24 protein-coding genes are annotated in these 23,383 nt (G+C 70.7%); 13 read left to right on the top strand and 11 right to left on the bottom strand.

Features of this window, described 5'->3' with window-relative positions:
- Positions 1 to 112 precede the first annotated feature (112 nt).
- On the top strand, positions 113 to 1,237 hold the full coding sequence (locus tag LOZ83_RS38720; RefSeq protein WP_236796905.1) for a S1 family peptidase: 1,125 nt from the start codon (positions 113 to 115) through the stop codon (positions 1,235 to 1,237).
- 342 nt (positions 1,238 to 1,579) lie between these two features.
- Here LOZ83_RS38720 and LOZ83_RS38715 read toward each other — a convergent pair whose 3' ends face one another.
- Positions 1,580 to 1,789 carry a hypothetical protein gene (locus LOZ83_RS38715; protein WP_236796904.1) on the bottom strand — a complete coding sequence of 70 codons (210 nt, stop codon included), beginning with the start codon at positions 1,787 to 1,789 and terminating at the stop codon, positions 1,580 to 1,582.
- Positions 1,790 to 1,912: 123 nt separating this feature from the next.
- On the opposite strand from LOZ83_RS38715, the gene coaE reads away from it, so the two are divergent.
- Positions 1,913 to 3,100, top strand: a complete 1,188-nt coding sequence (coaE, locus tag LOZ83_RS38710) for a dephospho-CoA kinase (protein WP_236796903.1) — start codon at positions 1,913 to 1,915, stop codon at positions 3,098 to 3,100.
- Positions 3,101 to 3,106: 6 nt separating this feature from the next.
- Here coaE and LOZ83_RS38705 read toward each other — a convergent pair whose 3' ends face one another.
- Positions 3,107 to 3,634, bottom strand: a complete 528-nt coding sequence (locus LOZ83_RS38705; RefSeq protein WP_236796902.1) for a DUF402 domain-containing protein — start codon at positions 3,632 to 3,634, stop codon at positions 3,107 to 3,109.
- A gap of 60 nt (positions 3,635 to 3,694) precedes the next feature.
- On the opposite strand from LOZ83_RS38705, the gene LOZ83_RS38700 reads away from it, so the two are divergent.
- Positions 3,695 to 4,954 carry a CdaR family transcriptional regulator gene (locus LOZ83_RS38700; protein WP_236796901.1) on the top strand — a complete coding sequence of 420 codons (1,260 nt, stop codon included), beginning with the start codon at positions 3,695 to 3,697 and terminating at the stop codon, positions 4,952 to 4,954.
- Positions 4,955 to 5,084: 130 nt separating this feature from the next.
- A complete protein-coding gene (locus LOZ83_RS38695; RefSeq protein ID WP_236796900.1) occupies positions 5,085 to 5,342 on the top strand; it encodes a hypothetical protein in 258 nt (85 codons plus the stop codon).
- A gap of 108 nt (positions 5,343 to 5,450) precedes the next feature.
- Here LOZ83_RS38695 and uvrB read toward each other — a convergent pair whose 3' ends face one another.
- The 5 genes from uvrB to LOZ83_RS38670 form a co-directional block, all read right to left on the bottom strand.
- Complete coding sequence (gene uvrB, locus LOZ83_RS38690) at positions 5,451 to 7,610, bottom strand: excinuclease ABC subunit UvrB (protein WP_236796899.1); 2,160 nt, start codon at positions 7,608 to 7,610, stop codon at positions 5,451 to 5,453.
- 155 nt (positions 7,611 to 7,765) lie between these two features.
- Positions 7,766 to 8,146 carry a VOC family protein gene (locus tag LOZ83_RS38685; protein WP_236796898.1) on the bottom strand — a complete coding sequence of 127 codons (381 nt, stop codon included), beginning with the start codon at positions 8,144 to 8,146 and terminating at the stop codon, positions 7,766 to 7,768.
- A gap of 40 nt (positions 8,147 to 8,186) precedes the next feature.
- Positions 8,187 to 8,669 carry a hypothetical protein gene (locus LOZ83_RS38680; RefSeq protein WP_236796897.1) on the bottom strand — a complete coding sequence of 161 codons (483 nt, stop codon included), beginning with the start codon at positions 8,667 to 8,669 and terminating at the stop codon, positions 8,187 to 8,189.
- Positions 8,670 to 8,682: 13 nt separating this feature from the next.
- Positions 8,683 to 9,609 carry an ABC transporter permease gene (locus LOZ83_RS38675; protein ID WP_236796896.1) on the bottom strand — a complete coding sequence of 309 codons (927 nt, stop codon included), beginning with the start codon at positions 9,607 to 9,609 and terminating at the stop codon, positions 8,683 to 8,685.
- A complete protein-coding gene (locus LOZ83_RS38670; protein ID WP_236796895.1) occupies positions 9,606 to 12,449 on the bottom strand; it encodes an alpha/beta fold hydrolase in 2,844 nt (947 codons plus the stop codon). The genes LOZ83_RS38675 and LOZ83_RS38670 overlap by 4 nt, the downstream gene beginning before the upstream one ends.
- Before the next feature lie 250 nt (positions 12,450 to 12,699).
- On the opposite strand from LOZ83_RS38670, the gene LOZ83_RS38665 reads away from it, so the two are divergent.
- The 3 genes from LOZ83_RS38665 to LOZ83_RS38655 are packed head-to-tail and all read left to right on the top strand — an operon-like array spanning position 12,700 to position 16,164.
- Positions 12,700 to 13,683: a TerC family protein gene (locus tag LOZ83_RS38665; protein ID WP_236796894.1), complete on the top strand. Its 984-nt coding sequence runs from the start codon at positions 12,700 to 12,702 to the stop codon at positions 13,681 to 13,683.
- An 11-nt stretch (positions 13,684 to 13,694) separates the two neighbouring features.
- Complete coding sequence (locus tag LOZ83_RS38660) at positions 13,695 to 15,617, top strand: S9 family peptidase (protein ID WP_236796893.1); 1,923 nt, start codon at positions 13,695 to 13,697, stop codon at positions 15,615 to 15,617.
- 4 nt (positions 15,618 to 15,621) lie between these two features.
- Positions 15,622 to 16,164: a GNAT family N-acetyltransferase gene (locus LOZ83_RS38655; RefSeq protein WP_236796892.1), complete on the top strand. Its 543-nt coding sequence runs from the start codon at positions 15,622 to 15,624 to the stop codon at positions 16,162 to 16,164.
- Here the strand turns inward: LOZ83_RS38655 and LOZ83_RS38650 are convergent.
- From LOZ83_RS38650 to LOZ83_RS38640, 3 genes are read right to left on the bottom strand one after another with little or no spacing between them, the layout of a single operon-like run.
- Positions 16,146 to 16,799, bottom strand: a complete 654-nt coding sequence (locus LOZ83_RS38650; protein WP_236796891.1) for an RES family NAD+ phosphorylase — start codon at positions 16,797 to 16,799, stop codon at positions 16,146 to 16,148. The two genes, LOZ83_RS38655 and LOZ83_RS38650, sit on opposite strands and share 19 nt — an antisense overlap.
- 16 nt (positions 16,800 to 16,815) lie before the next feature.
- A complete protein-coding gene (locus LOZ83_RS38645; protein ID WP_236796890.1) occupies positions 16,816 to 17,400 on the bottom strand; it encodes a DNA-binding protein in 585 nt (194 codons plus the stop codon).
- A gap of 10 nt (positions 17,401 to 17,410) precedes the next feature.
- Positions 17,411 to 18,409 carry a LacI family DNA-binding transcriptional regulator gene (locus LOZ83_RS38640; protein ID WP_236796889.1) on the bottom strand — a complete coding sequence of 333 codons (999 nt, stop codon included), beginning with the start codon at positions 18,407 to 18,409 and terminating at the stop codon, positions 17,411 to 17,413.
- A 217-nt stretch (positions 18,410 to 18,626) separates the two neighbouring features.
- Between LOZ83_RS38640 and LOZ83_RS38635 the strand changes: the two genes are divergently transcribed.
- From LOZ83_RS38635 to LOZ83_RS38615, 5 genes are all read left to right on the top strand, one after another.
- Positions 18,627 to 19,373 carry an MgtC/SapB family protein gene (locus tag LOZ83_RS38635; RefSeq protein ID WP_236796888.1) on the top strand — a complete coding sequence of 249 codons (747 nt, stop codon included), beginning with the start codon at positions 18,627 to 18,629 and terminating at the stop codon, positions 19,371 to 19,373.
- 128 nt (positions 19,374 to 19,501) lie between these two features.
- Entirely contained in the window at positions 19,502 to 19,978 is a 477-nt protein-coding gene (locus LOZ83_RS38630) for an MmpS family transport accessory protein (protein WP_236796887.1), read from the top strand.
- A gap of 54 nt (positions 19,979 to 20,032) precedes the next feature.
- Complete coding sequence (locus tag LOZ83_RS38625; protein ID WP_236796975.1) at positions 20,033 to 20,746, top strand: ABC transporter permease; 714 nt, start codon at positions 20,033 to 20,035, stop codon at positions 20,744 to 20,746.
- Between the two features lie 64 nt (positions 20,747 to 20,810).
- The gene (locus tag LOZ83_RS38620; protein ID WP_236796886.1) at positions 20,811 to 21,317 is read left to right on the top strand and encodes a DUF664 domain-containing protein; all 507 of its coding nucleotides are present in this window, start codon (positions 20,811 to 20,813) and stop codon (positions 21,315 to 21,317) included.
- Between the two features lie 30 nt (positions 21,318 to 21,347).
- Complete coding sequence (locus LOZ83_RS38615) at positions 21,348 to 22,097, top strand: alpha/beta fold hydrolase (protein WP_236796885.1); 750 nt, start codon at positions 21,348 to 21,350, stop codon at positions 22,095 to 22,097.
- Between the two features lies 1 nt (position 22,098).
- Here LOZ83_RS38615 and rnhA read toward each other — a convergent pair whose 3' ends face one another.
- Positions 22,099 to 22,608 (bottom strand): ribonuclease HI, encoded by a 510-nt coding sequence (gene rnhA / locus LOZ83_RS38610; RefSeq protein WP_236796884.1) that lies wholly within the window; start codon positions 22,606 to 22,608, stop codon positions 22,099 to 22,101.
- Between the two features lie 151 nt (positions 22,609 to 22,759).
- Between rnhA and LOZ83_RS38605 the strand changes: the two genes are divergently transcribed.
- Positions 22,760 to 23,374 (top strand): hypothetical protein, encoded by a 615-nt coding sequence (locus LOZ83_RS38605; RefSeq protein ID WP_236796883.1) that lies wholly within the window; start codon positions 22,760 to 22,762, stop codon positions 23,372 to 23,374.
- The last annotated feature ends 9 nt before the right edge of the window (positions 23,375 to 23,383 follow it).

The following is a 23,383-nucleotide window of genomic DNA, read 5'->3' as shown; positions in this document are numbered from 1 at the left end:
GGGATATTCACCAACCTACTTTCGCGGGGTTTCGGTAACCCACACGAACGAGTGAGACTCAGGTGCGTGGTCGCGCGACCCACTCCCTGCAGTCGAGCGAAAGAGCGATCGAATGAAGCGAACGACCCTGATGAAGTCGATGGGGGCGGCGGGGCTCGCGGCGGGTGCCGTGGTGGCGGTGTGCCTCGCGCCGTCCGCGACGGCCGCCCAGCCCCTGCAGACCGCGATGCAGCGTGACTTCGGGCTGACCGCGGAGCAGGTGCAGACCCGGTTGGCGCAGGAAGCGGCGGCGATGAACCTCGCCCCGGCCGCGCAGTCCGCCGCGGGCACCGCGTTCGGCGGCTCCTGGTACGACGCGGCGACCGGCAAGCTCGTCGTCGGCGTCACCGACGCCACGCGTGCCGCGGCGGTCCGTGCCACCGGGGCGGACGCGGTCACGGTCGCCCACACCGAGGCGGCGCTCGACGCGGCCAAGTCCGCGATCGACGGCCACGCGGGCCAGACCGCGCCGAAGGACGTCACCGGCTGGTACGTCGACGAGAAGGCGAACACCCTGGTGGTCACCGTGAAGCAGGGCGCGGACAGCCCGGCCGTGCGGCAGTTCGTCGACTACGCCAAGACCACCGGCCCGGTGCGCGTCGACTCGGTGGCCGCCGCGCCGCGGCTGTACGCGGGCGACATCGTCGGTGGCGACGCCTATTACATCAACGACGCGGCCCGGTGCTCGGTGGGCTTCTCGGTCGAGGGCGGGTTCGTCTCGGCCGGGCACTGCGGCAGCGCGGGCGACACGGTGACCGGCCCGGACGGTTCGGCGATGGGCACCTTCGCGGGTTCGGAGTTCCCCGGTAACGACTACTCGTTCGTGCAGACCAACTCCAGCTGGAACCCGACGTCCACTGTGGACGGTTATGGCAACCCGGACGTGACCGTGACGGGCTCGTCCGCGGCGGGTGTCGGGTCGTCGGTGTGCCGGTCGGGTTCGACGTCGGGCTGGCACTGCGGCACGATCCAGGCGACCAACCAGACCGTGAACTACCAGGAGGGCACGGTCACCGGGCTCACCGAGACCAACGCCTGCGCCGAGCCGGGCGACTCGGGTGGCTCGTGGGTCAGCGGCAGCCAGGCCCAGGGCGTCACCTCGGGCGGCTCGGGTGACTGCACCAGCGGCGGCACGACGTTCTTCCAGCCGGTGAACGAGATCCTCTCGGCCTTCGGCCTCACCCTGGTCACCGGCTGACCGGGGAACAGGAGCAGGAGTAAGAGCAGGAACACGAGCAGGCGGGGTGCCTCCCGGTCGGGGGAGGCACCCCCGTGTTCGCCCCTCCCGCGCGCGTGTTGGCCCGCCACGTCGGTGAATTGGCCGCGCACGGCGCAAACACGAAGACGCGACGGGCGGGCGCGCGGGCGGCAAACTCGGCGACGCCGCGGGCCAACACGCGCGCGCGGGGCGCAAACATGGCGACGCCACCGGCCAACACGGCGACGCCATGGGCCAACATGCGTGCGCGGGGCGCAAACACGGCGACGCCGGGGGCCAACACGCGCGGCGACGCGGCCGGGGCGGGCGCGGCCGGGTGGGTTAGGTGACGGCGGGGACCCAGGCGCGTTCGCGGGCGGCGAGGACCGCGCGGCGGCGCAAGCCGGCGAGGCTGTGCTGCGCCGGGACGAGCAGGGCGGTGAGCCAGGTGCGGCGGTACTCCGCCAGGGCGAGCGCGACCGGACGGTGCTCCATGCAGTGCACCAGTCCCGGTGTGCCGAGCCGGTGCCGGCCAGCGTGCTTGCCTGGCATCGTTCCTCCGTGTGGGTGCCCTACCGCCGCGCAGCGTACCCGCGCGGTGGCCGAGAAGCGTAATACCTGGTCGGCGTGTCACCCGTATCGGTTCGATCACGGGTCTCCTGGTTGAATGCGGTCATGCTGCGTGTGGGGCTCACCGGTGGAATCGGGGCGGGCAAGTCGACGGTCGCGGCCCGGCTCGCCGAACGCGGGGCGGTGCTGATCGACGCCGACAAGCTCGCCCGTGAGGTCGTCGAACCCGGGACGAAAGGGCTCGCCGCGCTCGTCGAGGCGTTCGGCGCGGACATCCTCACCGCCGACGGGGCGCTCGACCGGCCCGCGCTCGCGGCGAAGGCGTTCAGCGACGAGGACTCCCGCCAACGGCTCAACGGCATCACGCATCCGCTGATCAGCGCCCGCACCGCCGAGCTGATGGCGGCCGCCGCCCCGGACGCGATCGTCGTGCACGACGTCCCGCTGCTGGTCGAAGGCGGGTACTCGGCCGGCTACCACCTCGTGCTCGTGGTCGACGCGCCGGTCGAGGTCCGGGTCAAGCGGCTGACCGAGGTGCGGGGCATGCCCGAAACCGACGCGCGGGCGCGGATCGCCGCCCAGGCCACCGAGGAGCAGCGGCGCGCGGCCGCGGACGTGTGGCTCGACAACAGCGGCACGCCAGACGTGGTGCTGGCCGAGGTCGACCGGCTGTGGGCGGACCGGCTCGTGCCGTTCGAGGCGAACGTCCGGTTGCGCCGGCCGCGGCCGCCGATGTCGCCGAAGCTGGTGCCCTACAACGAAGAATGGCCCGCGCAGGCGGCGCGCGCGCTCGCCCGGATCCGGGCGGCGACGGGGGAGGGGGCGCTGCGGGCCGACCACATCGGCTCGACGTCGGTGCCCGGCCGGCCGGCCAAGGACATCGTCGACCTGCAGGTCGTAGTGTCCACTTTGGACGATGCCGACGCGTTCGCGGATGCCCTCTCCGACGCGGGTTTCCCGCGCGCCGAGGGGGACTGGGCCGACGACCCGCAGGACGGTTCCGCGGCGCCGTGGCCCAAACGTTTCCACTTCGGTGGCGACCCGGGCCGGCCGGTCAACCTGCACGTGCGGTCGACGCAGACCCCCGCCTGGCGCCTGGCGCTGCTGTTCGCCGAGTGGCTGCGCCAGAATCCGGACGAGCGGGACGCCTATGCCGCGGTGAAGCGCGAGCTCGCCGGCGCGCACGCCGCGGACGGCACCGTCGAGGCCTACGCCGACGAGAAGCAGGACTGGGTCAACGCGGCCTTCCACCGCGCCGAGGCCTGGGCCGCCGGGACCGGCTGGACTCCCTGACCGGCGTCAGTGTCTTCGCCAGGTCAGCTCGATGTCCATTGTGGACAGCCAGTCGCGCAGTTTGCAGTCGTGCGCGGCGAGTCCCGCGACAGTGGTGTAGGCGATCTCGAGCGCGCCCCGCGCATCCGATTGGCTGAGCAGGCCCGCCGCCGACGCGGCGAGCAACTCGTCGCTGTCGAGCACCTCCAGGTCACGCCCCTCGCGCAGCACGATGTCGAGATACCAGTCCGTGGCCCGCCAAACCTCGCCGTCGCGGTCCACCGTGACCACATCGAGGTAGAAGTCCTGGTCACGCTCATATCCCGGGCTGAACCAGAAGTCCGTCAGCCGCAGCCCGAGATCGGGCAGCAGCCACGATTCGAGGTAATGGAACTGCGCGCGGCCGGGCGCGGGGCGGGCCATATAGAGCCCGAACGGCTCGACCCGGTATTCCTCGACTTCCCGAACTGTGCCCTTCGGGTCGGTATTCGTGCCCGCGGCGACATCGAAGGTTTCGATCTTCGGCGGGTGAATCGTCCCCGCGTGCTCTGCCATGTGGACTATCTTCGCCGGTTTACAGCACGAATACGACTGTCACGCCGGTAGGGTGATCACGTGGTGGATGACGCAGAGGTGGCCGCGCAAGTGGCCAGGGTCGCGGACGGCCTCAGCGAGAGGGTCAGCGAACTCACCGTCGAAATGGTGGAGCTGTACGCGCGCGAGCTCCCGCATCTGGTCAACGACGACGAGAGCGTGGTCAGTCTCCTTTCGGCGAGCCTGTTCCAGAACCTCGACACCGCATTCCGGATATTTCAGCACGGAATCGATCCCGCCCGCGTCGAGGCGCCGGCCGCCGCGATGGAATACGCGCGCCGTCTCGCCCAGCGCGGTACTCCGGTGATCGACCTGATCCGCGCCTACTACCTCGGCCAGACCGCGATCCTGAACCACGCGCTCGAAGAGGGCACCCGCCGGATCGACGACCCGAAGCTGCTCGGCGCGATGATGGGCAAGGCGCTGACCGGTGCCTTCGCGTTCATCGACCGGGTCACCCAGCAGGTCGTGTCCGCGTACCAGGAGGAGCGCGACCGCTGGCTGCTCAACCGCAACGCGGTGCGGGCGGCGCGCGTGCGGGAGCTGCTCGACGGCGACACCCTCGAAATCGACACGCTGGAGGCAGCGCTGGGCTACCGGCTGCGCGGCACGCATCTCGCGATGATCGTGTGGCACGCGGTGGAACCCCAGCAGGGCAACGCACTCGGCTCGCTCCAGTCGGTCACCGCGGCGCTCGGCGAGGATCTGCCGACCACGGGCGCGCCGCTGCTGGTGCCGGCGGACGAGCGGTGCGCGTGGGTGTGGTTCCCGCTCGAGAAGCCCACGCTGCCGGAGGAGGAGCAGGTGCAGCGCGTGCTCACCAAGGCGGAGCCGACGGTGCGGCTGGTGTTCGGCGACCCCGGCGACGGGATCGAGGGGTTCCGGCGCAGCCACCGCCAGGCCGGTCGGGTGCACGCGCTGTCCACGGCGGCGGGGGAGCAGTGCGAGCGCGCGCTGACCTTCCACGACGTGGGCGCGATCGCGCTGATGACCTCGGACCTGCACGCGACGCGCAGCTGGGTCACGGACACGCTCGGCGCCCTGGCGACCGACGACGAGCAGCACGAACGCCTGCGCGAGACGTTGCTGGTGTTCCTCTCGACGGGCAGCAGCTACACAGCGGCGGCGGCGAAGCTGACCATGCACAAGAATTCGGTGCAGTACCGGGTGCGCAAGGCGGAGGAGACCCTCGGCCGGGCGGTCACCGACAATCGCCTGGACGTCGAACTCGCGCTGCGGTTGTGCCAGCGGCTCGGTTCGGCCGTTCTGGCCGCTTCGTGACCCGGGTGGGTTACTTGCCTGCTTGAATAATCAAATGGGCAATACTTTCGGTCTTTCACACCAGCCGTACGAGTGATCGTTGGGCCGATGGCACGAAGCGACCGCGATTATTCCGGTTTACGATCTCTGTATGGGGAACGTCATCCACGCGGAACCGGCAGAGCTGGTGGCGGTCATCCGCCTGCGCCGCGGCGTGGTGGGCGAATGCAGACGAGTCAGCCACCTGGTGCCGCTGCCCGCCGAGGGCCCCATCCCCGAGCAGCTCATCGCCGTGTGCGGCGAGATTATTCTCCCCGCGCACGCCGAGGTGCTCAATGGCATCGGCGGGATGCCGTGCGAAGCCTGCCTCGGCCGGCAGTCGCGGCGCCAGCACCAGGCACTGCGGTAACCACCCCACCGGCCCGACCTGGTTTCCGGACGCGCCCAGCGCTGCCCGCAGGGCATCCATCGAGGTCCAGCGGGGCCCGGCGCCGGGGGGCGCCGGGCCCCGCTTTCCCTACTTGATGCCCGCTGCGTCCATCCCGCGCAGCTCCTTCTTCAGGTCCGCGATCTCGTCGCGCAGCCGGGCCGCCAGTTCGAACTGCAGGTCGCGGGCCGCCTGCATCATCTGGTCGGTCATCGACTGGATGAGGTCCGCCAGCTCGGCCCGCGGCATCGTGGACACGTCGCGTTCGACGAGCACACCCGACGACCGGCCGCCGCCACCCTGGACGGGCTTCTTGCCACGCGAAGCGTTGCGGCCCGAGCCACCGACCTCGATCTCGCGATCGGAGTCCTCGGCCTCGGTGTAGACGCGGTCGAGGATGTCGTTGATCTTCTTCCGCAGCGGCTGCGGGTCGAGCCCGCGTTCCTCGTTGTACGCGACCTGCTTCTCCCGGCGGCGGTTCGTCTCCTCGATCGCGTAGCTCATCGAGTCGGTGATCTTGTCCGCGTACATGTGGACCTCGCCGGACACGTTCCGCGCCGCGCGCCCGATCGTCTGGATCAGCGACGTCCCGCTGCGCAGGAAGCCTTCCTTGTCCGCGTCGAGGATCGCCACCAGCGAGACCTCCGGGAGGTCCAGACCTTCCCGCAGCAGGTTGATGCCGACCAGCACGTCGAAATCGCCCGAGCGCAGCTGCCGCAGCAGCTCGACCCGCCGCAGCGTGTCCACCTCCGAGTGCAGGTACCGCACCCGGATGCCCAGCTCCAGCAGGTAGTCCGTGAGGTCCTCGGCCATCTTCTTGGTGAGCGTGGTGACCAGCACCCGCTCGTCCTTCTCGGCCCGGTCGCGGATCTCGTGCACCAGGTCGTCGATCTGGCCCTCGGTCGGCTTGACCACCACCTGCGGGTCGACCAGGCCCGTCGGCCGGATGACCTGCTCGACGAACTCGCCGCCGGTCTGCCCCATCTCGTACGGGCCCGGGGTGGCCGAGAGGTACACCGTCTGGCCGATCCGCTCGGAGAACTCCTCCCAGGTCAGCGGCCGGTTGTCGGTGGCGCTCGGCAGCCGGAAGCCGTACTCGACCAGGTTCCGCTTGCGGGACATGTCGCCCTCGTACATGCCGCCGATCTGCGGCACCGTCTGGTGCGACTCGTCGATCACCAGCAGGAAGTCCTCGGGGAAGTAGTCGATCAGGGTGGCCGGCGCGGATCCGGCGGGACGGCCGTCGATATGCCGCGAGTAGTTCTCGATACCCGAACAGAACCCGACCTGGCGCATCATCTCGACGTCGTACGCGGTGCGCATGCGCAACCGCTGCGCCTCCAGCAGCTTGCCCTGCTTCTCCAGCTTCGCCAGCTGCTGCTCCAGCTCTGCCTCGATGCCCTGGATGGCCTTCTCCATCCGCTCCGGGCCCGCGACGTAGTGGGTGGCCGGGAAGATCCGGACCTCGTCCACCTCGCGCACGATCTCCCCGGTCAGCGGGTGCAGGTAGTACAGCTTGTCGATCTCGTCGCCGAAGAACTCGACCCGGATCGCCAGCTCCTCGTACGCCGGGATGATCTCCACGGTGTCCCCGCGCACCCGGAACGTGCCGCGCGCGAACGCGATGTCGTTGCGCGTGTACTGCACATCCACCAGCGCGCGCAGGAACAGGTCCCGGTCGAGGACGCCGCCGACCTTCAGCTTCGAGGAGCGGTCGAGATAGGACTGCGGCGTGCCCAGGCCGTAGATGCACGACACCGACGCGACCACGATGACATCCCGGCGCGACAACAGGTTCATCGTCGCGGAGTGCCGCAGCCGCTCCACGTCGTCGTTGATCGACGAGTCCTTCTCGATGTAGGTGTCCGTCTGCGCGATGTACGCCTCGGGCTGGTAGTAGTCGTAGTAGCTGACGAAGTACTCGACCGCGTTGTGCGGGAACAGTTCGCGCAGCTCGTTGGCCAGCTGGGCGGCCAGTGTCTTGTTCGGCGCCATGACCAGGGTGGGCCGCTGGACCCGCTCGATCAGCCACGCGGTGGTGGCCGACTTGCCGGTACCGGTGGCACCCAGCAGCACGACGTCCTTCTCGCCCGCCGTGATCCGGCGTTCGAGTTCGTCGATGGCCGCCGGCTGGTCACCGGCGGGCTGGTACTCGCTGACGACCTCGAACCGCCCACCGGTCCGGGGGATGTCGGAGACCGGGCGGAACTCGGACTGCGCGAGCACGGGGTGTTCGGTTGCGAAAGCCACGTCAAACAGGGTAGGCCCACCCACTGACATTTTGCCGAGCCGACCAAAGCAGGCCGACGCCGATCAACTGGAAGCCGACCTGCATCAGGGGGACAGCCGTGACTGCCGGTCGGTTCGGCAACGATCAGCACAGTGCGCGGCCCCAGGTCAGCGGCTCATTCCGCGGAGGTGTCGTTCTCCATCAAGCCGAAGATGTTGCCCTCGGTGTCCTTGCAGTAGGCGAGCCAGCCCACCCCGGGCAGCGCCGTCTTCGGCACCACCACCGCGCCGCCGGCCTGCTGCACCCGCCGGACCGCGGCGACCACGTCCGGCACCTCCATCGTGGTGGGATACGCGTTCACCGGACTGTCGTCGTCGGGTGCCGGGCCCTGCCGCGGCACCAGCCCGCCGTCGATCCCGGGGCCGTCGCCGGTGCTGATCAGCCAGTACGGGTTGGTGCCCCAGCGCTCGAAGGACCAGTCGAAAACGGTGGTGTAGAACATGATCGCGCGCTCGGGGTCGGTCGCGTGAACCTCGAAGTGGACCGGACGAGGCATACGGCGCCTCCTCGCGTGCTCGGCAGGGAGAATGCCGAGTTTACGCTTCTCCCGCGTCCCGGGGCTTGAGCCAGATGATCGCCAGGTGCTCCCGCTCGACGGCGTCCGTCAGCTCCTCGACCGTCGGCACGCGCGGCACGGTGACCTTCAGGCCGAGCTGCCGCGGCGCCCGCCCGATGCCGATCTCTTCGATCCACCGCTGGTAGGTCTCGGCCACCGTCTGGGTGTGCTCCACGAGCACCCCACGCATCGGCGTGGTGCGGCCGTCGACCGTGACGTCGACGTCGCGGCCGCCGCGGAAATTGACCCGCCACGGCGCGCCCGTCTGCGCCATGAGCGTGCCGTCGCCGCGATGCGCGGTGACCGGGACCTCGTAGCGGCGCCCGGTTTTGCGGCCGGTGAACCGGAGCACCATGAACTCCTTGAGCACGGACTTCAGCGGAGTCCGCATGGCGGCCACCACGATGGAGCTGAGTACCCGGACGACCACCGCGGGCGGGCGCGCGACCTCGACAGCGTTCATATCCGGGAGTATGTCAGCTCGTGATGTCCTTGGTGGCAAACCGGCGGGCGGCCAGCAGGACGAACACCGTCGCGTAAACGATTGACGACAGCACGCCCGCCGCGATGTTCGTCCAGTCGATGTCGTTCGCGATGAGGTCGATCCACGCGGTCGAGTAGTGCGTCGGCAGGTAGTCGCGCAGACCGCCCAGGGCCGTGATCTGGTCCAGGATCTGCGACAGGATCGCCACCAGCACCGTGCCGCCGACCGCGCCCAGCGGGGCGTCGGTGGACACGCTCAGCAGCAGCGCGAGCGCGGCCACCCAGGCCAGCTGGATCACGACGAACACCGTGCTCACCGCGATCACCAGCAGGCTCTGGCCGAACGGGATCGCGTCGCCGGTCGGGCTGATCGCGTCGCCCGCGCCGTACCAGAGCAGCCCCACCACGAGCGAGACCACCGGCAGCAGCACCAGCGCGAGGATCGAGAGCAGTCCCGACGCGATCGCCTTCTGCCGCAGCACCCGGTGCCGTGGCACCGGGATCGCCAGCAGGTACTTCAGGCTCGACCAGGACGCCTCGCTCGCGATGGTGTCCCCGAAGAACAGCGCGACGATCGTGGGCAGCAGGAACCCGCCCGCCACGAACAACGCCAGCACCACGAAGTTCGGCGCGCTCGCCGTGGCCAGGTCGACGAAGCCGCCCGAGCGCCGGTTCGAGCCGGACTGCCCGACCTCGAACGCGAACACCAGGATGAATGGCAGCAGCACGACGAACCCGAGCACGAGCTGGGTGCGCCGGCGGCGGAGCTGGCGGCGCAGCTCCACGCCGAGCCGCAGCGTGCGGGACGCCTGGTAGCCCGCGACAGCGCCGTCCGCGCCTACCTCGGTCCGCTCGTGCCGCGCCGCCTCGGTCAGCTCGTCGAGCGCCGCCGGGTCGGTGTGCACTCCGTTTCCGCTCACTTCGACTCCTCGCCCACGAGACGCAGGAACGCGTCCTCCAGCCGGCGCCGCGGCCCGGCCTGCTCGACCTTGATCCCGGCGCGCACGAGTGCGGCCACCGCGTCGGCACGCGGCAGCCCGTCCAGGTCCGCGTGCACGAGGTCGCCCTCGATGTCCACTTCGGACACTCCGCCGACCGCCCGTAGCGCGGTCGCCGCCGCTTCCGTGTCGTCGACCCGGAACGTCGCCTCGCCACCGGCCGCGGCCAGATCGCCGACCTCACCCGAGGCGACCAGCTGACCGCGGTGCATGACCACCACGTGCGTGCAGGTCTGCTCGACCTCGGCCAGCAGGTGGCTCGACACGACCACGGTCCGCCCGGTCGCCGCGTACCGCTGCAGCACCTCGCGCATCTGGTGGATCTGCGGCGGGTCCAGCCCGTTGGTCGGTTCGTCGAGCACGAGCAACTCCGGCAGGCCGAGCATCGCCTGCGCGATCGCGAGCCGCTGCCGCATGCCCTGGCTGTACGTGCGCACCTTGCGGTGCACCGCGCTGCCCAGCCCCGCGATTTCCAGCGCCTCGGTGAAATGCGCCCGTTCCGCGGGGCGCCCGGTCGCGTCCCAGTACAGCCGCAGGTTCAGCTCGCCGGACAGGTGCGGCAGGAACCCCGAACCCTCCACAAAGGACCCGATCCGGGACAGCACCGGTGCGCCGGGATGGATCTCGTGCCCGAAAACGCGGATCTGGCCCGCGGTGGGCGTGATGAGGCCCATCATCATCCGCAGCGTCGTCGTCTTGCCCGCGCCGTTCGGTCCGAGCAGGCCGAGCACCTGGCCCGGCTCGACCCGGAACGACAGGTCGCGCACGGCGGTCACCCCGCCGGGATACGCCTTCGACAGGCCTTCGATCACCAGCGGCACGGTCGCGAGCGCCGGGTCCGCGCGGTGCGCCCGGCGCCTGCGGATGGCCGTGATGACGGCGACGACGAGCGCCGCGACGAGGACCCCGATGATCGCCAGCAGGTTCCCGAGCGGCCAGCCGCCGCCGACGGCGCGGCCCGGGATGACCGGCACGGACAGCCCGCCGTCAACCGAGATCTGGTACGCCGCGGGGGAAATCGGCGTCGAGTACGCCTGGTCGGTGGTGGCGACCACGACCTGCAGCGCGTGCCCGGACTCGATCGGCCGCACGATGCCCGCGAGCGTCACCGTCACCTCGGCCGCGCCCCCGGCGAGCGGCACCCGGATCGGCGCGACCGCGTTGCCCGGCAGCGCGCGGGTGCCGTCCGGGCTGACGTCGTACAGCTTCACGAACAGCACGGCGTCCGGCGTCGTGCCCGCGACGCGCAGCCGGACCGTCGAGGACCCTGAGACCAGCAGCTGGGAGTCCACCGGCGCGGTGGTGAACCGCGCGGACTCGCCGGGCGGGTCGATCCCGAACAGGCCCGAGACGCGCGAGGACCCGGCGAGCCCGTTCAGCCCGGGGATCCCGCTGACCGCGGCCGGCACGCCGCCCGGCGGGTTGACGACCGTCTGCGATTGTCCTTGCAGCGCCAAGGCTTTCCGCTCGGTTGCGGCACCGCCGACGCCCGGGTAGTCCGGTGCGTTGAGGATGCGCACGGACGGCGCGCCCGACGCGCGCAGCGAACCCTGCACGTCGTAGGCGAACCCGGTGACCGGGTCGGCGCCCTCGCCGGTGAGGTGGAACCACAGCCAGTCCCCGATCTTCGCGCGCAGCTGCGGTCCCGGCCCGCCGCCGTCGTGCCCGCCCGCGTACCAGATCTGCTGCACCTTGCCGCCCGCCGCGGTGATCTGCCGGGCGGTCGCGTCGGACTGGTCGAGCCCGAACAGGGTGTCGGCCTCGCCCTGCACGAGCAGGGTCGGCACGCTGATCCGGTTCGTCACGGACGCGGGGGACAGCCGCCTGAGCAGAGCCACGGTCGCGGGCGTGACGCGACCGGTGGTCGCGAGTTCCGTGTACGCCTGGCAGATCTCGGCGGTGAACCGGCCGCACACGCTGCCCGTGGACGGCAGTTGCCGCGGTGCGGAGTCCCCCTGCGGGGCGGCCGCCGCGCCGCCACCTCCACCACCGCTCTGGGCGCTGTCGTCGGTCTGCTGCCCCGGCTCGGGTGCCTCGGTGCCGAGCCCGCCCGACCCGCTGCCGCTGGAGGCACCCGCGGAGAACAGGATCCCCGCCCACGACCGCTTGAAGACCCCGTCGGCGGCGAACGCGCCCACGGCCGGCGTGGTGGCCGCCGGGGCGGTGGCGCTCGCGGCGTTGGGCACGAGCCCCTGCGCGAGGTCGTTGTAGGTGATCTCCGGCGAGATCGCGTCGACCCGCTTGTCCTGCCCCGCCAGCAGCAGCGCGAGCGCGCCGCCGTAGGACGCGCCCACGACGCCGACGCGCGGGTCGTTCGGACCGTCGAGGCGGACTTCGGGCCGCTTCGCGAGGAAGTCGATGAGCCGCGACGCGTCGGCCACTTCGAGGTTCGGGTCGTTGAGCCCGATCTGTCCGGTGCTGTGCCCGAACCCGCGCGCGGACCAGGTCAGCACGACGAACCCGCGCCGCGCCAGCTCCTGGGCTTCGCTCGTGACGCTGGTCTTGTCGGCGCCGAACCCGTGCGGCAGCAGCAGCGCCGGTGCCGGCGTGCGTGCCGGCAGGTAGAGGGTGGTGTCGAGGCGCACCTGGTCGGGTGAGCCGGGCGCCGCGGGCACGTCGAGCACGGCGTCCTGGCTGGCGACCGGCGTGGGTCCGCGGCCGGACGTCGCCCAGATGGCACCGGCGGCGGCGAGGATCACCACGACCACGCCGGCCGTCAGGAGGCGGCCTCGGCGGGTACGCGGGAACGGAATTCGGGGCACGGGAAAACCGTATGTGAAGTTTCCTGAGAACTCACAGAGGGTCACACCGGGGTGATTTAGCCTTACCTAAGCTGGCGCGATGCCCCGGGATCGGACATGATGGACAAGACGTGGAGGGGAGTATTCCTTCGCGGCGGTGTCGTCAGCACGGTGAGTCCCTCGGGATCCCCGGCACCGCCGGCCGGTTTTCGAACCGGCGGAAGAGACCTCCGGCTAGCTGCTGTGCGCGCTAACCGGAGGTTTTGCGTAGATGAACGTCCCTGTGTGGCTGTGGCTCGCGACCATCGCGGGCCTGCTCATCCTGATCGCGATCGATCTGGTGATCGTCGACCACAAGCCGCACGAGGTGACCACCGCCGAGGCGGCCCGGTGGGTCGTGTTCTACGTGGCTTGTGCGGTGCTGTTCGGCGCCGGGATATGGATCTTCGCCGGGCACGACTCGGGTGTCGAGTTCTTCACCGGCTACATCACCGAGTACTCGCTCTCGGTGGACAACCTGTTCATTTTCATGGTCATCATGGCCTCGTTCAAGGTGCCGGCGATCCACCAGCACCGGGTGCTGCTCATCGGCATCCTGCTGGCGCTGGCCATGCGCAGCGTGTTCATCGCGATCGGCGCGGCGCTCATCGCCCAGTTCGTGTGGGTGTTCTTCGTGTTCGGCGCGGTCCTGCTGTGGACCGCGATCAGCATGTTGCGCCGCAAGGACGAGAGCGAAGAGGAGTACCAGGAGAACGCGGTGACCCGGTGGGTGCGCAAGCTGTACCCGGTCAGCGACGACTACGACGGGCACAAGATGTTCGTCAAGCGCCGGGGCATCCGGATGATGACGCCGATGTTCCTGGTGATCATCGCGATCGGCAGCGCCGACCTGCTCTTCGCCGTCGACTCCATCCCCGCGATCTTCGGCATCACGCAGGAGGCGTTCCTCGTCTTCACCGCCAACGCGTTCGCGCTGATGGGCCTGCGGCAGCTGTTCTTCCTTCTCGGCGGCCTGGTGAACCGGCTGGTGTACCTGTCTTACGGGCTCGCGGTGATCCTCGGGTTCATCGGGCTCAAACTGGTGCTGCACGCGCTGCACGAGTACCACGTGGTGCCCGACTGGCTCGACGTCAGCAACTGGGCCTCGCTCGGTGTGATCGTCGTGGTGCTGATCATCACCACGGTCGCGAGCATGCTGAAGAGCAGGGCGGACTCTCGTACGGAAGCCGCTACCGCGAATGGCGGCGACAGGTAAATTCTGGGGGCATGCGCCCCTCCGACATCGAACTGCTGTCCATCCCGGGAACGCCGTCCCTGCACGGGGATCTGCTGCTGACCGGGCTCGCCGCCCCGCACGCGGAGACCAACACCTACCGCGGCGGCCTGTGGCGGATCGGCCTCGACGCGACCGTCACGCCGTGGACCCACGGCGACCGCGACTCGGCGCCGGTCATCTCGCCCGACGGCCGCCGGGTCGCCTTCCTGCGGGCGGCCGACGCGAAGTCCTCGCCGCAGCTGCACGTCATGCCCACCGGCGGCGGTGAGGCGCGGCAGTTGACCGATCTGCCGCTCGGCGCCGGCACCGCGGTGTGGGCCCCGGACTCGCGCCGGATCGCTTTCACCGCAAGGGTTCCCGAGCCAGGCCGGTACGGCGTGCAGAACGCGGACGGCGAGAAGATCGAACCGGCCGAGGAGGCGCCGCGGCGGATCACGCGGTTCGACTACCGGATCGACAACATCGGCTTCCTGCGCGATAGGGCGCAGCGGCTGTTCGTCCTCGACGCCCTCGAACGCGGCGCGGAGCCGGCCGCGCTCACCGACGAGCAGGTGGACGTGTCCGAGCCGGTGTGGACGCCCGACGGCGAGACGATCCTCGTCGTCGCGCCGCGCGACTGGGGCGGGGCGGAGACCGAGGAGACCGACCTCTACGCCGTGCCCGCGGCCGGAGGAGCGCCCAGGCTCGTGGTCCGCAGCGCCGGCACGGTCGAGAAGGCGACCGTCGGCGACGGCGTGGTGTGGTTCATCGGCGCCGAGTTCACCTGGCCGGATGTGGCGGCCCGCAATCCGGGACTCTGGTCGGCGCCGCTGTCCGGTGGCACGCCACGCCGCCTGACCGACACCGAGTCGGTGTATGTCTCCGCCGCGGCCGGGGCGCCCGCGCTGTTCGCCGACCAGCTGCTGATCGGCGTGCTCAACCGGGGTTCGGTGGAGCTGCGGACCGTGCCGCAGGACGCCGAGGAGGTGCCGCTGGACAAGCTCGCGGTGCTCGCGGGGGAGCAGGCGGCGGTGCGGTCCTTCGCCGTGGACAGGGACCGGATCGCGGCGGTGATCGCCCGCCCGGACAGCGCCGGTGACGTCCTGCTGCTCTCCGGCGGCACCCAGCAGGTCCTGACCGACTGGTCGAAACCGTTGCGGGACAAGGGAATCCGGCCGGCGCAGGAGCTGGCGGCGACCGCGCCCGACGGGTATCCGGTGCACGGCTGGCTGCTCGAGCCCGAGGGCGAAGGACCGCATCCGGTGCTGCTGGTCGTGCACGGCGGCCCGTTCGCCGCCTACGACCGGGGCCTGTTCGACGAGGCGCAGGTGTACGTGGCGGCCGGGTACGCGGTGGTGCTGACGAACCCTCGTGGTTCGGCGGGCTACGGGCAGAGCCACGGCCGGGCGATCGTGCACGGCTTCGGCACCGTCGACGTCGACGATCTGCTGGCGCTGCTGGATTCCGCGTTGGAGCGGCCCGGGCTCGACGCGTCGCGGGTCGGTGTGATGGGCGGGTCCTACGGCGGGTTCATGACCACCTGGCTCGCCGCGCACCACGGCGAGCGGTTCCGCGCGGCGTGGAGCGAGCGGGCCGTCAACGCGTGGGACTCGATGGCCGGCAGTTCCGACATCGGCTGGTCGTTCGTCGACGCGTTCATCGGCGCCGACCTGGCGACCCAGCTCGACCGCAGCCCGCTGACCTATGCCGACCGCATCGGCATCCCGTTCCTGGTCGCGCATTCCGAGCACGACTGGCGCTGTCCGGTCGAGCAGGCGCAGCGGCTGTATGTCGCGCTCAAACGGAATGGAGCGGACGTGGAGATGCTGCTGTTCCCCGGCGAAGGGCACGAGCTGACCCGCTCGGGCAAGCCGCGGCACCGCATCCAGCGGTTCGAGGCCGTCCTGGAATGGTGGTCGCGTCATCTCTGGTGAAAAGGTGAACTGGACGGTGCGGCGCGCGGTCCCGGCCGATGCCGGCCGGATCGCCGAGATCAACATCGACGGCTGGCGGACGGCCTACCGTGGCCTGATCCCGGACGCCTACCTCGACGGGATGCGGTACGAGACGCTCCGCGAGCGGTGGGCGACCGGGCTGCGCGGGCACGCGGACGCCGCTTCGATGTTCGTCGCGGTGGGCCCGGATTCGGTGTTGCGGGCCTACGCGTTCGTCCGTTCGGTGCGGGACGAGGGCGACCGGCACCCGGTCCACGCGACGGGTGAGCTGTGCGCGATCTATGCGGACCCGCGGTGGAAGGGCCACGGTGCCGGGCATGCCGTGCACCAGGCGGCGCTCGGGCACCTCGCCTCGTACGGGTTCCGGCACGCGGTGTTGTGGGTGCTGACCGGCAACGCGCCGTCGCGGCGGTTCTACGAGGCGCACGGCTGGAAATGCGACGAGATCGAGAAGGACGGCGGGATCGCGGGGGAGTGGACGCCGGAGATCCGGTACTCGCGCGTGCTTCAGGAGAGCAGGATGTAGTTCAGCTGCTCGCACACCCGGCCGAGCGGGATGTCGAGGCCCGGATGGTCCAGCGGCAGCAGGACATCCGGCTCGGCCGGCAGCGCCTCGCCCGCGGGCGGGTCCCACAGGCACACCGCGGGCCCGCCACCGTCCATTGAGGACCGGTACCACACGCCGTCGATATCGTCGATGGTCTCGCGGATCTCCCGCGCCCACACCTGCGTGATGTTCTTGGGGCCGCTGGAGATCTCCTGCGAGGCGCCGACCCGGGTCGGCCACAGCCCGGACAGGTCCAGCAGCCGCAGCGTCCGGGTCGGGCGCACCACGACGAGGTGCGGTCCCTTGGTCTGACGGTCCACAATGGACGTCGTCTGGAACACCTCGGCCACGCTGGTGCGCACGGACAGTCCGAAGTAGACGACGCCGTTGCCGGGGTCGTACACCGGTGACCCGCCGTGGCCGGGGCGCTGCGGGTCGAACCGGCCGTGCGGCAGCGGACCGGTGTGCCGGAACGAGTTCCAGCGCTGCGGGTGATGGCCGCGCGAGGTGAAGATGCGGACCAGCCGGGTGGCGGGATGCACGGCGACGATGTCCTCGTCACGCAGTTCACCGACCAGCACGGCGCGATCGGGCGGCAGGGGGAGCCGGGCCATTGTGTGCGGGAACCGCCTAGAACGCCGTGCCGAGGGTGCTCGCGAGCGCGGCGACGGGGCGCGGGTCGCCGCCGGCGAGCAGCCACTGGCGAGGGGTCACGGCGTCGCCCGCGATCACGAGATCGTCCTGCCTGCTGGTCATGAACGCCGCGACCGCGAGGGCGGGCTCGTCCACCGGCACGGCGGCGAGCACCGCGTCGAGGTTCGGCAGCACACCGCCCGCGGTGAACTGCCACGCGGGCAGCCGCCAGCCGCTCTGGGCCTTCCAGCCGGCCAGCCGCCGGGCACCCAGCCTGTGCCGCACCCGGCTCGGGTCGATGTGCAGCAGCCGCGCCGCGTCGGCGACCGACAACGCAGACTCGGCCAGAACCGCTTGCGCGGCAACGGAACGCGCCCGATAGTCGGGCTCGTCCTCGTGGTGGGGTGACAGGTCGAGGCCGACCTCGGCGAGCGCCTGGCGCTGGCTCGCGGTGAAGAAGTGCGCCGGTTCGGGGTTCGGCGGCACGAGCCGCCGCGCCGCGTCCTCGACCAGGGTCAGGAAGTCCGCGGCGTCGATCCGGAGCCCCGCCTTGGCGAGCACGTCCTCCAGTGCGACTGTCACAACGCCCAGCCTAGCACGTGCGTGCGCTTCCGTGCGCGCGGCGGGTGCTGCCGCGTTCGATGAGCCGCGCGCTGAGCACCGTGGCCACCGGCGGCCGGTTCGGTTCCGCGATCCGGGCCAGTAGCAAGCGTGCGGCCTCCGCGCCGATCTCGCGCGCCGGCTGCCTGACGACGGTCAGCGGCGGATCGATCAGCGTCGCCCACGGTACGTCGTCGAAGGCGACCACGCCGACGTCCCGGCCCGGCCGCAGCCCGGCCTCGCCGAGCACCTCCAGCACGCCGATCGTCATCGCGCTGTTCGCGACCAGCAACGCGTCCGGCGAGTCCCCGAGCAGTCGTTCCGTGGCCTGCCTGCCCCCGGCGGCCCGGTATTCACCGCGCCGCTCCAGTCGCGGCCCGCGCCCGGCGGCGTCGAGCGCGTCGCGGTATCCGGCGAGCCGGTCGTCGGCCGTGCGAATCCCGGCCGGTCCGGTGACGCAGCCGATGCGCGCGTACCCGGCGGCGATCAGGTGCTCGGTCGCCTCGCGGGCGGCCAGCCGCGAATCGACCAGCACCTGGTCGCAGGCGATGAGCGGCCGGTCGACCGCGACCACGGGCGTGCCGCGCTGGTGCAGGCGCTCGACGCTCGACGACGGGTCGGTCGGCGACAGCACGACGCCGGCGACGCGCTCCTGGAGTGCGACGTCGATGTAGCGGCGCTCCTTCTCCGGGTTCTCGTCGGAGTTGCACAGCACCACCGAGTACCCGGCGGTCTGCGCCGTGTCCTCGACGCCGCGGGCGATCGCGGTGAAGAACGGGTTCTCCACGTCGGAGATGATCAGCGCCAGCACGGCGGTCTCCTGGCGGCGCAGGTTCCTGGCCGGCCCGTTGGGGTGGTAGCCCAGTTCCTCGGCCGCCGTGCGGACCCGCTTGACCAGCGCCGGGTCCACTGTGGACTTTCCGTTCAGCGCCCTGGACACGGTCGCGGTGGAGACGCCGGCCTGCCGGGCCACATCACTGATCGTCGCCACGTCGTCCCCTTTCCGGCCGTCTTGACACGTCCTGCCCCGAAGAATAGCTTGATGAGTAATCGATTTCTCGGGCCGCCGCTGGGGAGGGGCGAGCACGACACCGGTGCCGCTGCCGGCAGGCCGCTGGGGGGTCTTGCCGTCAGCGGTATCGGTCCGGACCCAGCGCCGCACGTATGATGGAGAATTTCGCGCCGCGAGGCGGAGAGGTGGATTCTTCATGATCGTGGGTCTTGGCGAGCCGACGGGGCAGGGCTGGACGCAGGTGTGGGAACTACTGCTAGCGCTCCTGCTGTGCTCCCTGATCGGGCTCGAACGCGAGCTCAAGCAGAAGAGCGCCGGACTGCGCACGCACACGCTCGTCGGCGTGGGCGCGGCACTGTTCCTGCTGATCAGCAAGTACGGGTTCACCGATGTGCTGGCCGAGGGCCGGATCGTGCTCGACCCGTCCCGGGTCGCCGCGCAGATCGTGTCCGGGATCGGGTTCATCGGCGGCGGGCTGATCTTCGTCCGGCGTGATGTCGTGCGCGGCCTGACCACCGCGGCCGTCGTGTGGATGAGCGTCGCGGTCGGGTGCGCGTGCGCGGCGGGCCTGCCACTGCTCGCGGTCCTGGTGACGGCGGCGCACTTCCTCGTGGTCTACGGCTACCCGCCGCTCATCCGGTTCGCCACGCGCACCCGCCCGGCCACCTCGCCGGTCCGCGTGACCTACCACGACGGCAAAGGCGTGTTGCGGACCGTGCTCGAACTGGCCACCCGGGCCGGCTATTCGGTCGAGCACGCCATCACGGAACGCCAGGAGGCCGAGGGGGACCGCGATGGCTCGCCGGTGCGTACGCAAGCGCTCATCGACCTCCGGTTACGCCTGGTCGGGCCCCGGAACGTGCACGAACTGCTGGCCGAGCTCGCCGATCAGCCGGGCATCGTGGCGGTCGAGACCGGGGAACTCGATGATCGGAGCGAATAACGATCGTCTTCCCCCGTCTGAGTGAAAAGGCGCCGGCAGGGATCAGCCTGGTAACAATTCGCGCTCGTCTGCCGAGTAGTAGTTGACGCGCTCGGCGGAAGCGCGACGAGTCGAGAGAAGACCCTGCGATGGGTGTTGATCCCACGATGGGCACGCGGCAGCGCAAGCCGCGGTCCGGCCTGGCCGTGCTGCTGGCCGCGCTGGGCGTGGTGCTGGCCGTCGGCCTGGTCTCGGCCGTCGTCGCGAAACGCCCGGACGCGCCCACCCCGGCGACGCTCAATGGGATCAACCCGCCCACCGCGCCCGCGTCGGTGCCCGTCGTCAGCCATCTGATCACCTACCAGCTCACCGGCGTCGGCGACGCGCTCACCATCACCTACGTCGGCCAGGGCGCCGACATCGAACAGGTCGCCGAGGCGGTCGTGCCGTGGTCGGCGTCGGTCCAGCACACCAGCCCCGAGGGCAGCGACCAGTACTTCAGCCTGACCGCGCGCAACGCCGGTTCCGGCAGCCTCGGCTGCCGCATCACGGTGGACGGCACCACGGTCAGCGAATCCACGGCCGGGCCGCAGGACGTGGTGCGCTGCTCGAAGTCCATGAGCTGACACCCCTCCTGGCACGATCGGCCCGTGGCGGGTGAAACGATCGTGTTCGGACCCATGCTCGGCGTGGTGCTGGCCGCTCTGGTCGCGCTCGGCGCGGTCGTGCTGTGGCTCGGCGAGCTGGGCAAGGCGCGCACCGTAGTCCTGGCGGCGGCACGGGCCCTCGTGCAGCTGGCCGCGGTGTCACTGGTGATCGCGGCGATCCTGAAGTCGGGCTGGCTCACGGCTTTGTTCGTGGTGCTGATGTTCGGCGTCGCCGTGATCACCTCGGCGCACCGGATCGGGGTGCCGGGGCAGCTGCCGCCGGTGGCCGCCGCGATCGCCTCGGGTGTGCTGCCGGTGCTCGCGCTCGTGCTGGGAACCGGTGTGGTGCCGTGGAAACCGATCGCCGTGGTGCCGATCGCCGGCATCGTGATCGGCGGCACGATGACCGCGACCTCGCAGGCCGCCCGGCGCGCGCTCGACGAGCTGCGGATCCGCCACGGCGAGTACGAGGCGGCGCTCGCGCTGGGTTTCCTGCCACGTCCGGCGGCGCTGGAGATCGCCCGCCCGTCGGCGGGACAGGCACTGATCCCGGCGCTGGACCAGACTCGCACGGTCGGCCTGGTCACACTGCCGGGCGCGTACGTCGGGATGCTGCTGGGCGGCGCGGGCCCGGTCGAGGCCGGGGTCACGCAGCTGCTCGTGCTCATCGGGCTGCTCGCCGCGGAGGCCGTCGCTGTGCTGGTGACGGTGCAGTTCGTGGCGGCGGGGCTGATCGCGAAGCACTAACCGCCAGCCTCTTCCCCACCGCCACCCTCAACGGAGACGCTTCGCGCCCGGCTACATTCGAGCCATGACTGTGGCGGATCTCGTGATCGACGGTTTCGACCGGATCCAGCAGGTGGTGCACGGCGCCGTCCGTGGACTGACCGAGGACCAGCTGGCCGAAAGTCCCGGCGGTGCGACGAACACGATTGCGTGGCTGGTCTGGCATCTGACCCGGGTCCAGGATGATCACCTCGCCGACCTGGAGGACGCGCCGCAGGTGTGGACCGAGCGCGGCTGGCACGACCGGTTCGGGTTGCCGTTCTCCCCGGGCACCACGGGTTACGGCCACAGCGCGGCGGACGTCGCCGCGGTCCGGGCGACGGCCGGCCTGCTGACCGGCTATCACGACGCCGTGCACGACCAGACCGTGGAATGGCTGGGCGGGCTGAAGGAGTCGCAGCTGGACCGGATCGTGGACGAGTCGTGGAATCCGCCGGTGACCTTGGGCGTGCGACTGGTCAGCGTGCTGTCGGACGACCTGCAGCACGCCGGGCAGGCCGCCTACGCGCGCGGAGTTCTGCTGGCGCGATGAGTTCTCCGGGCGGCGGGGGTCATTCCAGGTATGGGTGACTACGCGAACGTCAACGGCCTGAAGATGTACTACGAAGTGCACGGCGAGGGCAGGCCCGTCGTGCTGCTGCACGGCGGTCTGCACCACATCGGCCTGAGCTTCGGCCCGATGCTGCCCCGGCTCGCCACCGGCCAGCAGGCGATCGGCGTCGACCTGCAGGGGCACGGCCGGACGGCCGACATCGACCGGCCGATGACGATGCCGAACTTCGCCGCGGACGTCGTCGCGCTGCTCGACGAACTCGGGCTGGCGAAAGCCGACGTGTTCGGGTTCAGCCTCGGTGGCCTGGTCGGGCTGGAACTCGCGACGGCCCATCCGGACCGGGTGGGCCGGCTCGTGCTGGCGTCGGCGAACTATCGCGCGGACGGCTCCTACGACGACGTCCGCGATCCGGCGCTGTTCGCGTCGTCGACGCGAATGCCGACGGCGGCCGATTTCCGCGAGATGACCGAGGAGTACCAGCGGATCGCGCCGGAACCGGAGCGCCTGGCCACGGTCCAGACCAGGCTTTCGGCGGCGGTGGCCGGGATGGAGGGCTGGAGCGCGGACCAGCTGCGCGCCATCACCGCGCCGACCCTGCTGATCATCGGTGACCACGACTTCGTGCGGTTCGATCATGCCATCGAGATGAAGGAGCTGATCCGCGGCGCTCAGCTGGCCGTCCTGCCCGGGACGACGCACACGAACGTGGTGCGCCGCACCGAACTCGTCGTCCCGATGGTCGAGTCGTTCCTGGCCTGAGTTATTCGGGGAAGGTCAGCTGGCCGCGCTCACGCGGCGTCTCCTCGACGACCGGCCGGGGCGGCAGTTTGGCCGCCTCCTTCGCACCCCGCACCGCCAGCCGGTCGGCGCGCTCGTTGTCCGGATGCCCGTTGTGCCCCTTGACCCAGTGCCACTCGATCTCGTGCCGTTCGGTGGCGGCGTCCAGCCTGCGCCATAGGTCCTCGTTCTTGACCGGGGCCTTGGCGCTGGTCAGCCACCCGTTGCGCTTCCACTTGGCCACCCAGGTGAGCACGCCGTTGCGGACGTAGCTGCTGTCGGTGTAAAGCTGCACCACCGAGGGGCGTTTGAGCGTCTCCAGCGCCTGGATCGCGGCCATCAGCTCCATGCGGTTGTTGGTCGTCGGACCGGGTTCGCTGCCGTAGAGGTCGCGCTCGTGGCCGCCGTAGCGCAGCACGGCGCCCCAGCCGCCCGGCCCGGGGTTCGGGCTGCAGGCGCCGTCGGTGTAGATCTCCACAGTCTGTTCCCCCATCCCGAAAACATAGCAATGGGCGCGTAACGGCGGTGTCCTCGTTCGCGACATCCCTCAGCGGGATGATCAATGACGGAAACGGGACGTGGTGAGCTTTCAACCCCCTCCGCCCTACTGGGCGCCACCGCCGCCACGCCGCAACTTCAGTACCGTGGTCGTACTGGCCGTCGTGGGCGCCCTGGTCATCGCGGGCGTCTCGGTCGGGATCACGCTGGCCTTCACCAATGACGCGGAACGCCCGCCCGTGGCCGCAGCGAGCTCCGCACCCAGCAGTACGCCGGCGCCGCCCACCTCGACGAAGCATGTGCCGCGGGTCATCGAGACGAAGATCGGCGAGCAGGCCCGGTTCACCGGGTCGCGGGGCGGCGGTGTCGAGCTGGTGCTCACGATCACGCAGCTCAAGATCGACGGCCGGTGCACCGCGCCGTACGCGCAGAAGTCCGAGAACGGGCACTTCCTGTTCGTCGACGTGTCGGTGGAGACCTCCCCGACGATGTCGTCGAGCTACTCCGCGAATCTGCTGAACCCGCAAGGCTTCTCGATCATCGGCCCCGACGGCATCACCGAAACCGGTGGCTCGCTTTCGTCGTCGCCGAGCTTCGGCTGCGTGCCGCGGAGCAAGATGCTGCCGCTGACCCTGTCCCCGGGCCAGAAGTACACGGGCACGATCGTCCTCGACACACGCAACACGCGGGGGAAGCTCCTGCTGACGCCGATCGGGCTGGACATGGACACCTGGTACTGGAAACTCGGCGAAGGCACCTGAGGGGTCGGC

The sequence above is a fragment of the Amycolatopsis sp. GM8 genome, assembly GCF_021653975.1.
In the GTDB taxonomy this organism is placed as follows: Bacteria; Actinomycetota; Actinomycetes; order Mycobacteriales; family Pseudonocardiaceae; genus Amycolatopsis_E.
Note: the sequence above shows the minus strand (reverse complement) of the source record. Positions and strands in the feature narration are given on the sequence as shown.

Coding starts and splice junctions, on each gene's coding strand:
- LOZ83_RS38720 (WP_236796905.1), top strand. CDS start 113: ATGAAGCGAACGACCCTGATGAAGTCGATGGGGGCGGCGGGGCTCGCG.
- LOZ83_RS38715 (WP_236796904.1), bottom strand. CDS start 1,789: ATGCCAGGCAAGCACGCTGGCCGGCACCGGCTCGGCACACCGGGACTG.
- coaE (WP_236796903.1), top strand. CDS start 1,913: ATGCTGCGTGTGGGGCTCACCGGTGGAATCGGGGCGGGCAAGTCGACG.
- LOZ83_RS38705 (WP_236796902.1), bottom strand. CDS start 3,634: ATGGCAGAGCACGCGGGGACGATTCACCCGCCGAAGATCGAAACCTTC.
- LOZ83_RS38695 (WP_236796900.1), top strand. CDS start 5,085: ATGGGGAACGTCATCCACGCGGAACCGGCAGAGCTGGTGGCGGTCATC.
- LOZ83_RS38685 (WP_236796898.1), bottom strand. CDS start 8,146: ATGCCTCGTCCGGTCCACTTCGAGGTTCACGCGACCGACCCCGAGCGC.
- LOZ83_RS38680 (WP_236796897.1), bottom strand. CDS start 8,669: ATGAACGCTGTCGAGGTCGCGCGCCCGCCCGCGGTGGTCGTCCGGGTA.
- LOZ83_RS38665 (WP_236796894.1), top strand. CDS start 12,700: ATGAACGTCCCTGTGTGGCTGTGGCTCGCGACCATCGCGGGCCTGCTC.
- LOZ83_RS38660 (WP_236796893.1), top strand. CDS start 13,695: ATGCGCCCCTCCGACATCGAACTGCTGTCCATCCCGGGAACGCCGTCC.
- LOZ83_RS38650 (WP_236796891.1), bottom strand. CDS start 16,799: ATGGCCCGGCTCCCCCTGCCGCCCGATCGCGCCGTGCTGGTCGGTGAA.
- LOZ83_RS38635 (WP_236796888.1), top strand. CDS start 18,627: ATGATCGTGGGTCTTGGCGAGCCGACGGGGCAGGGCTGGACGCAGGTG.
- LOZ83_RS38630 (WP_236796887.1), top strand. CDS start 19,502: ATGGGTGTTGATCCCACGATGGGCACGCGGCAGCGCAAGCCGCGGTCC.
- LOZ83_RS38625 (WP_236796975.1), top strand. CDS start 20,033: ATGCTCGGCGTGGTGCTGGCCGCTCTGGTCGCGCTCGGCGCGGTCGTG.
- LOZ83_RS38620 (WP_236796886.1), top strand. CDS start 20,811: ATGACTGTGGCGGATCTCGTGATCGACGGTTTCGACCGGATCCAGCAG.
- LOZ83_RS38615 (WP_236796885.1), top strand. CDS start 21,348: ATGGGTGACTACGCGAACGTCAACGGCCTGAAGATGTACTACGAAGTG.
- rnhA (WP_236796884.1), bottom strand. CDS start 22,608: ATGGGGGAACAGACTGTGGAGATCTACACCGACGGCGCCTGCAGCCCG.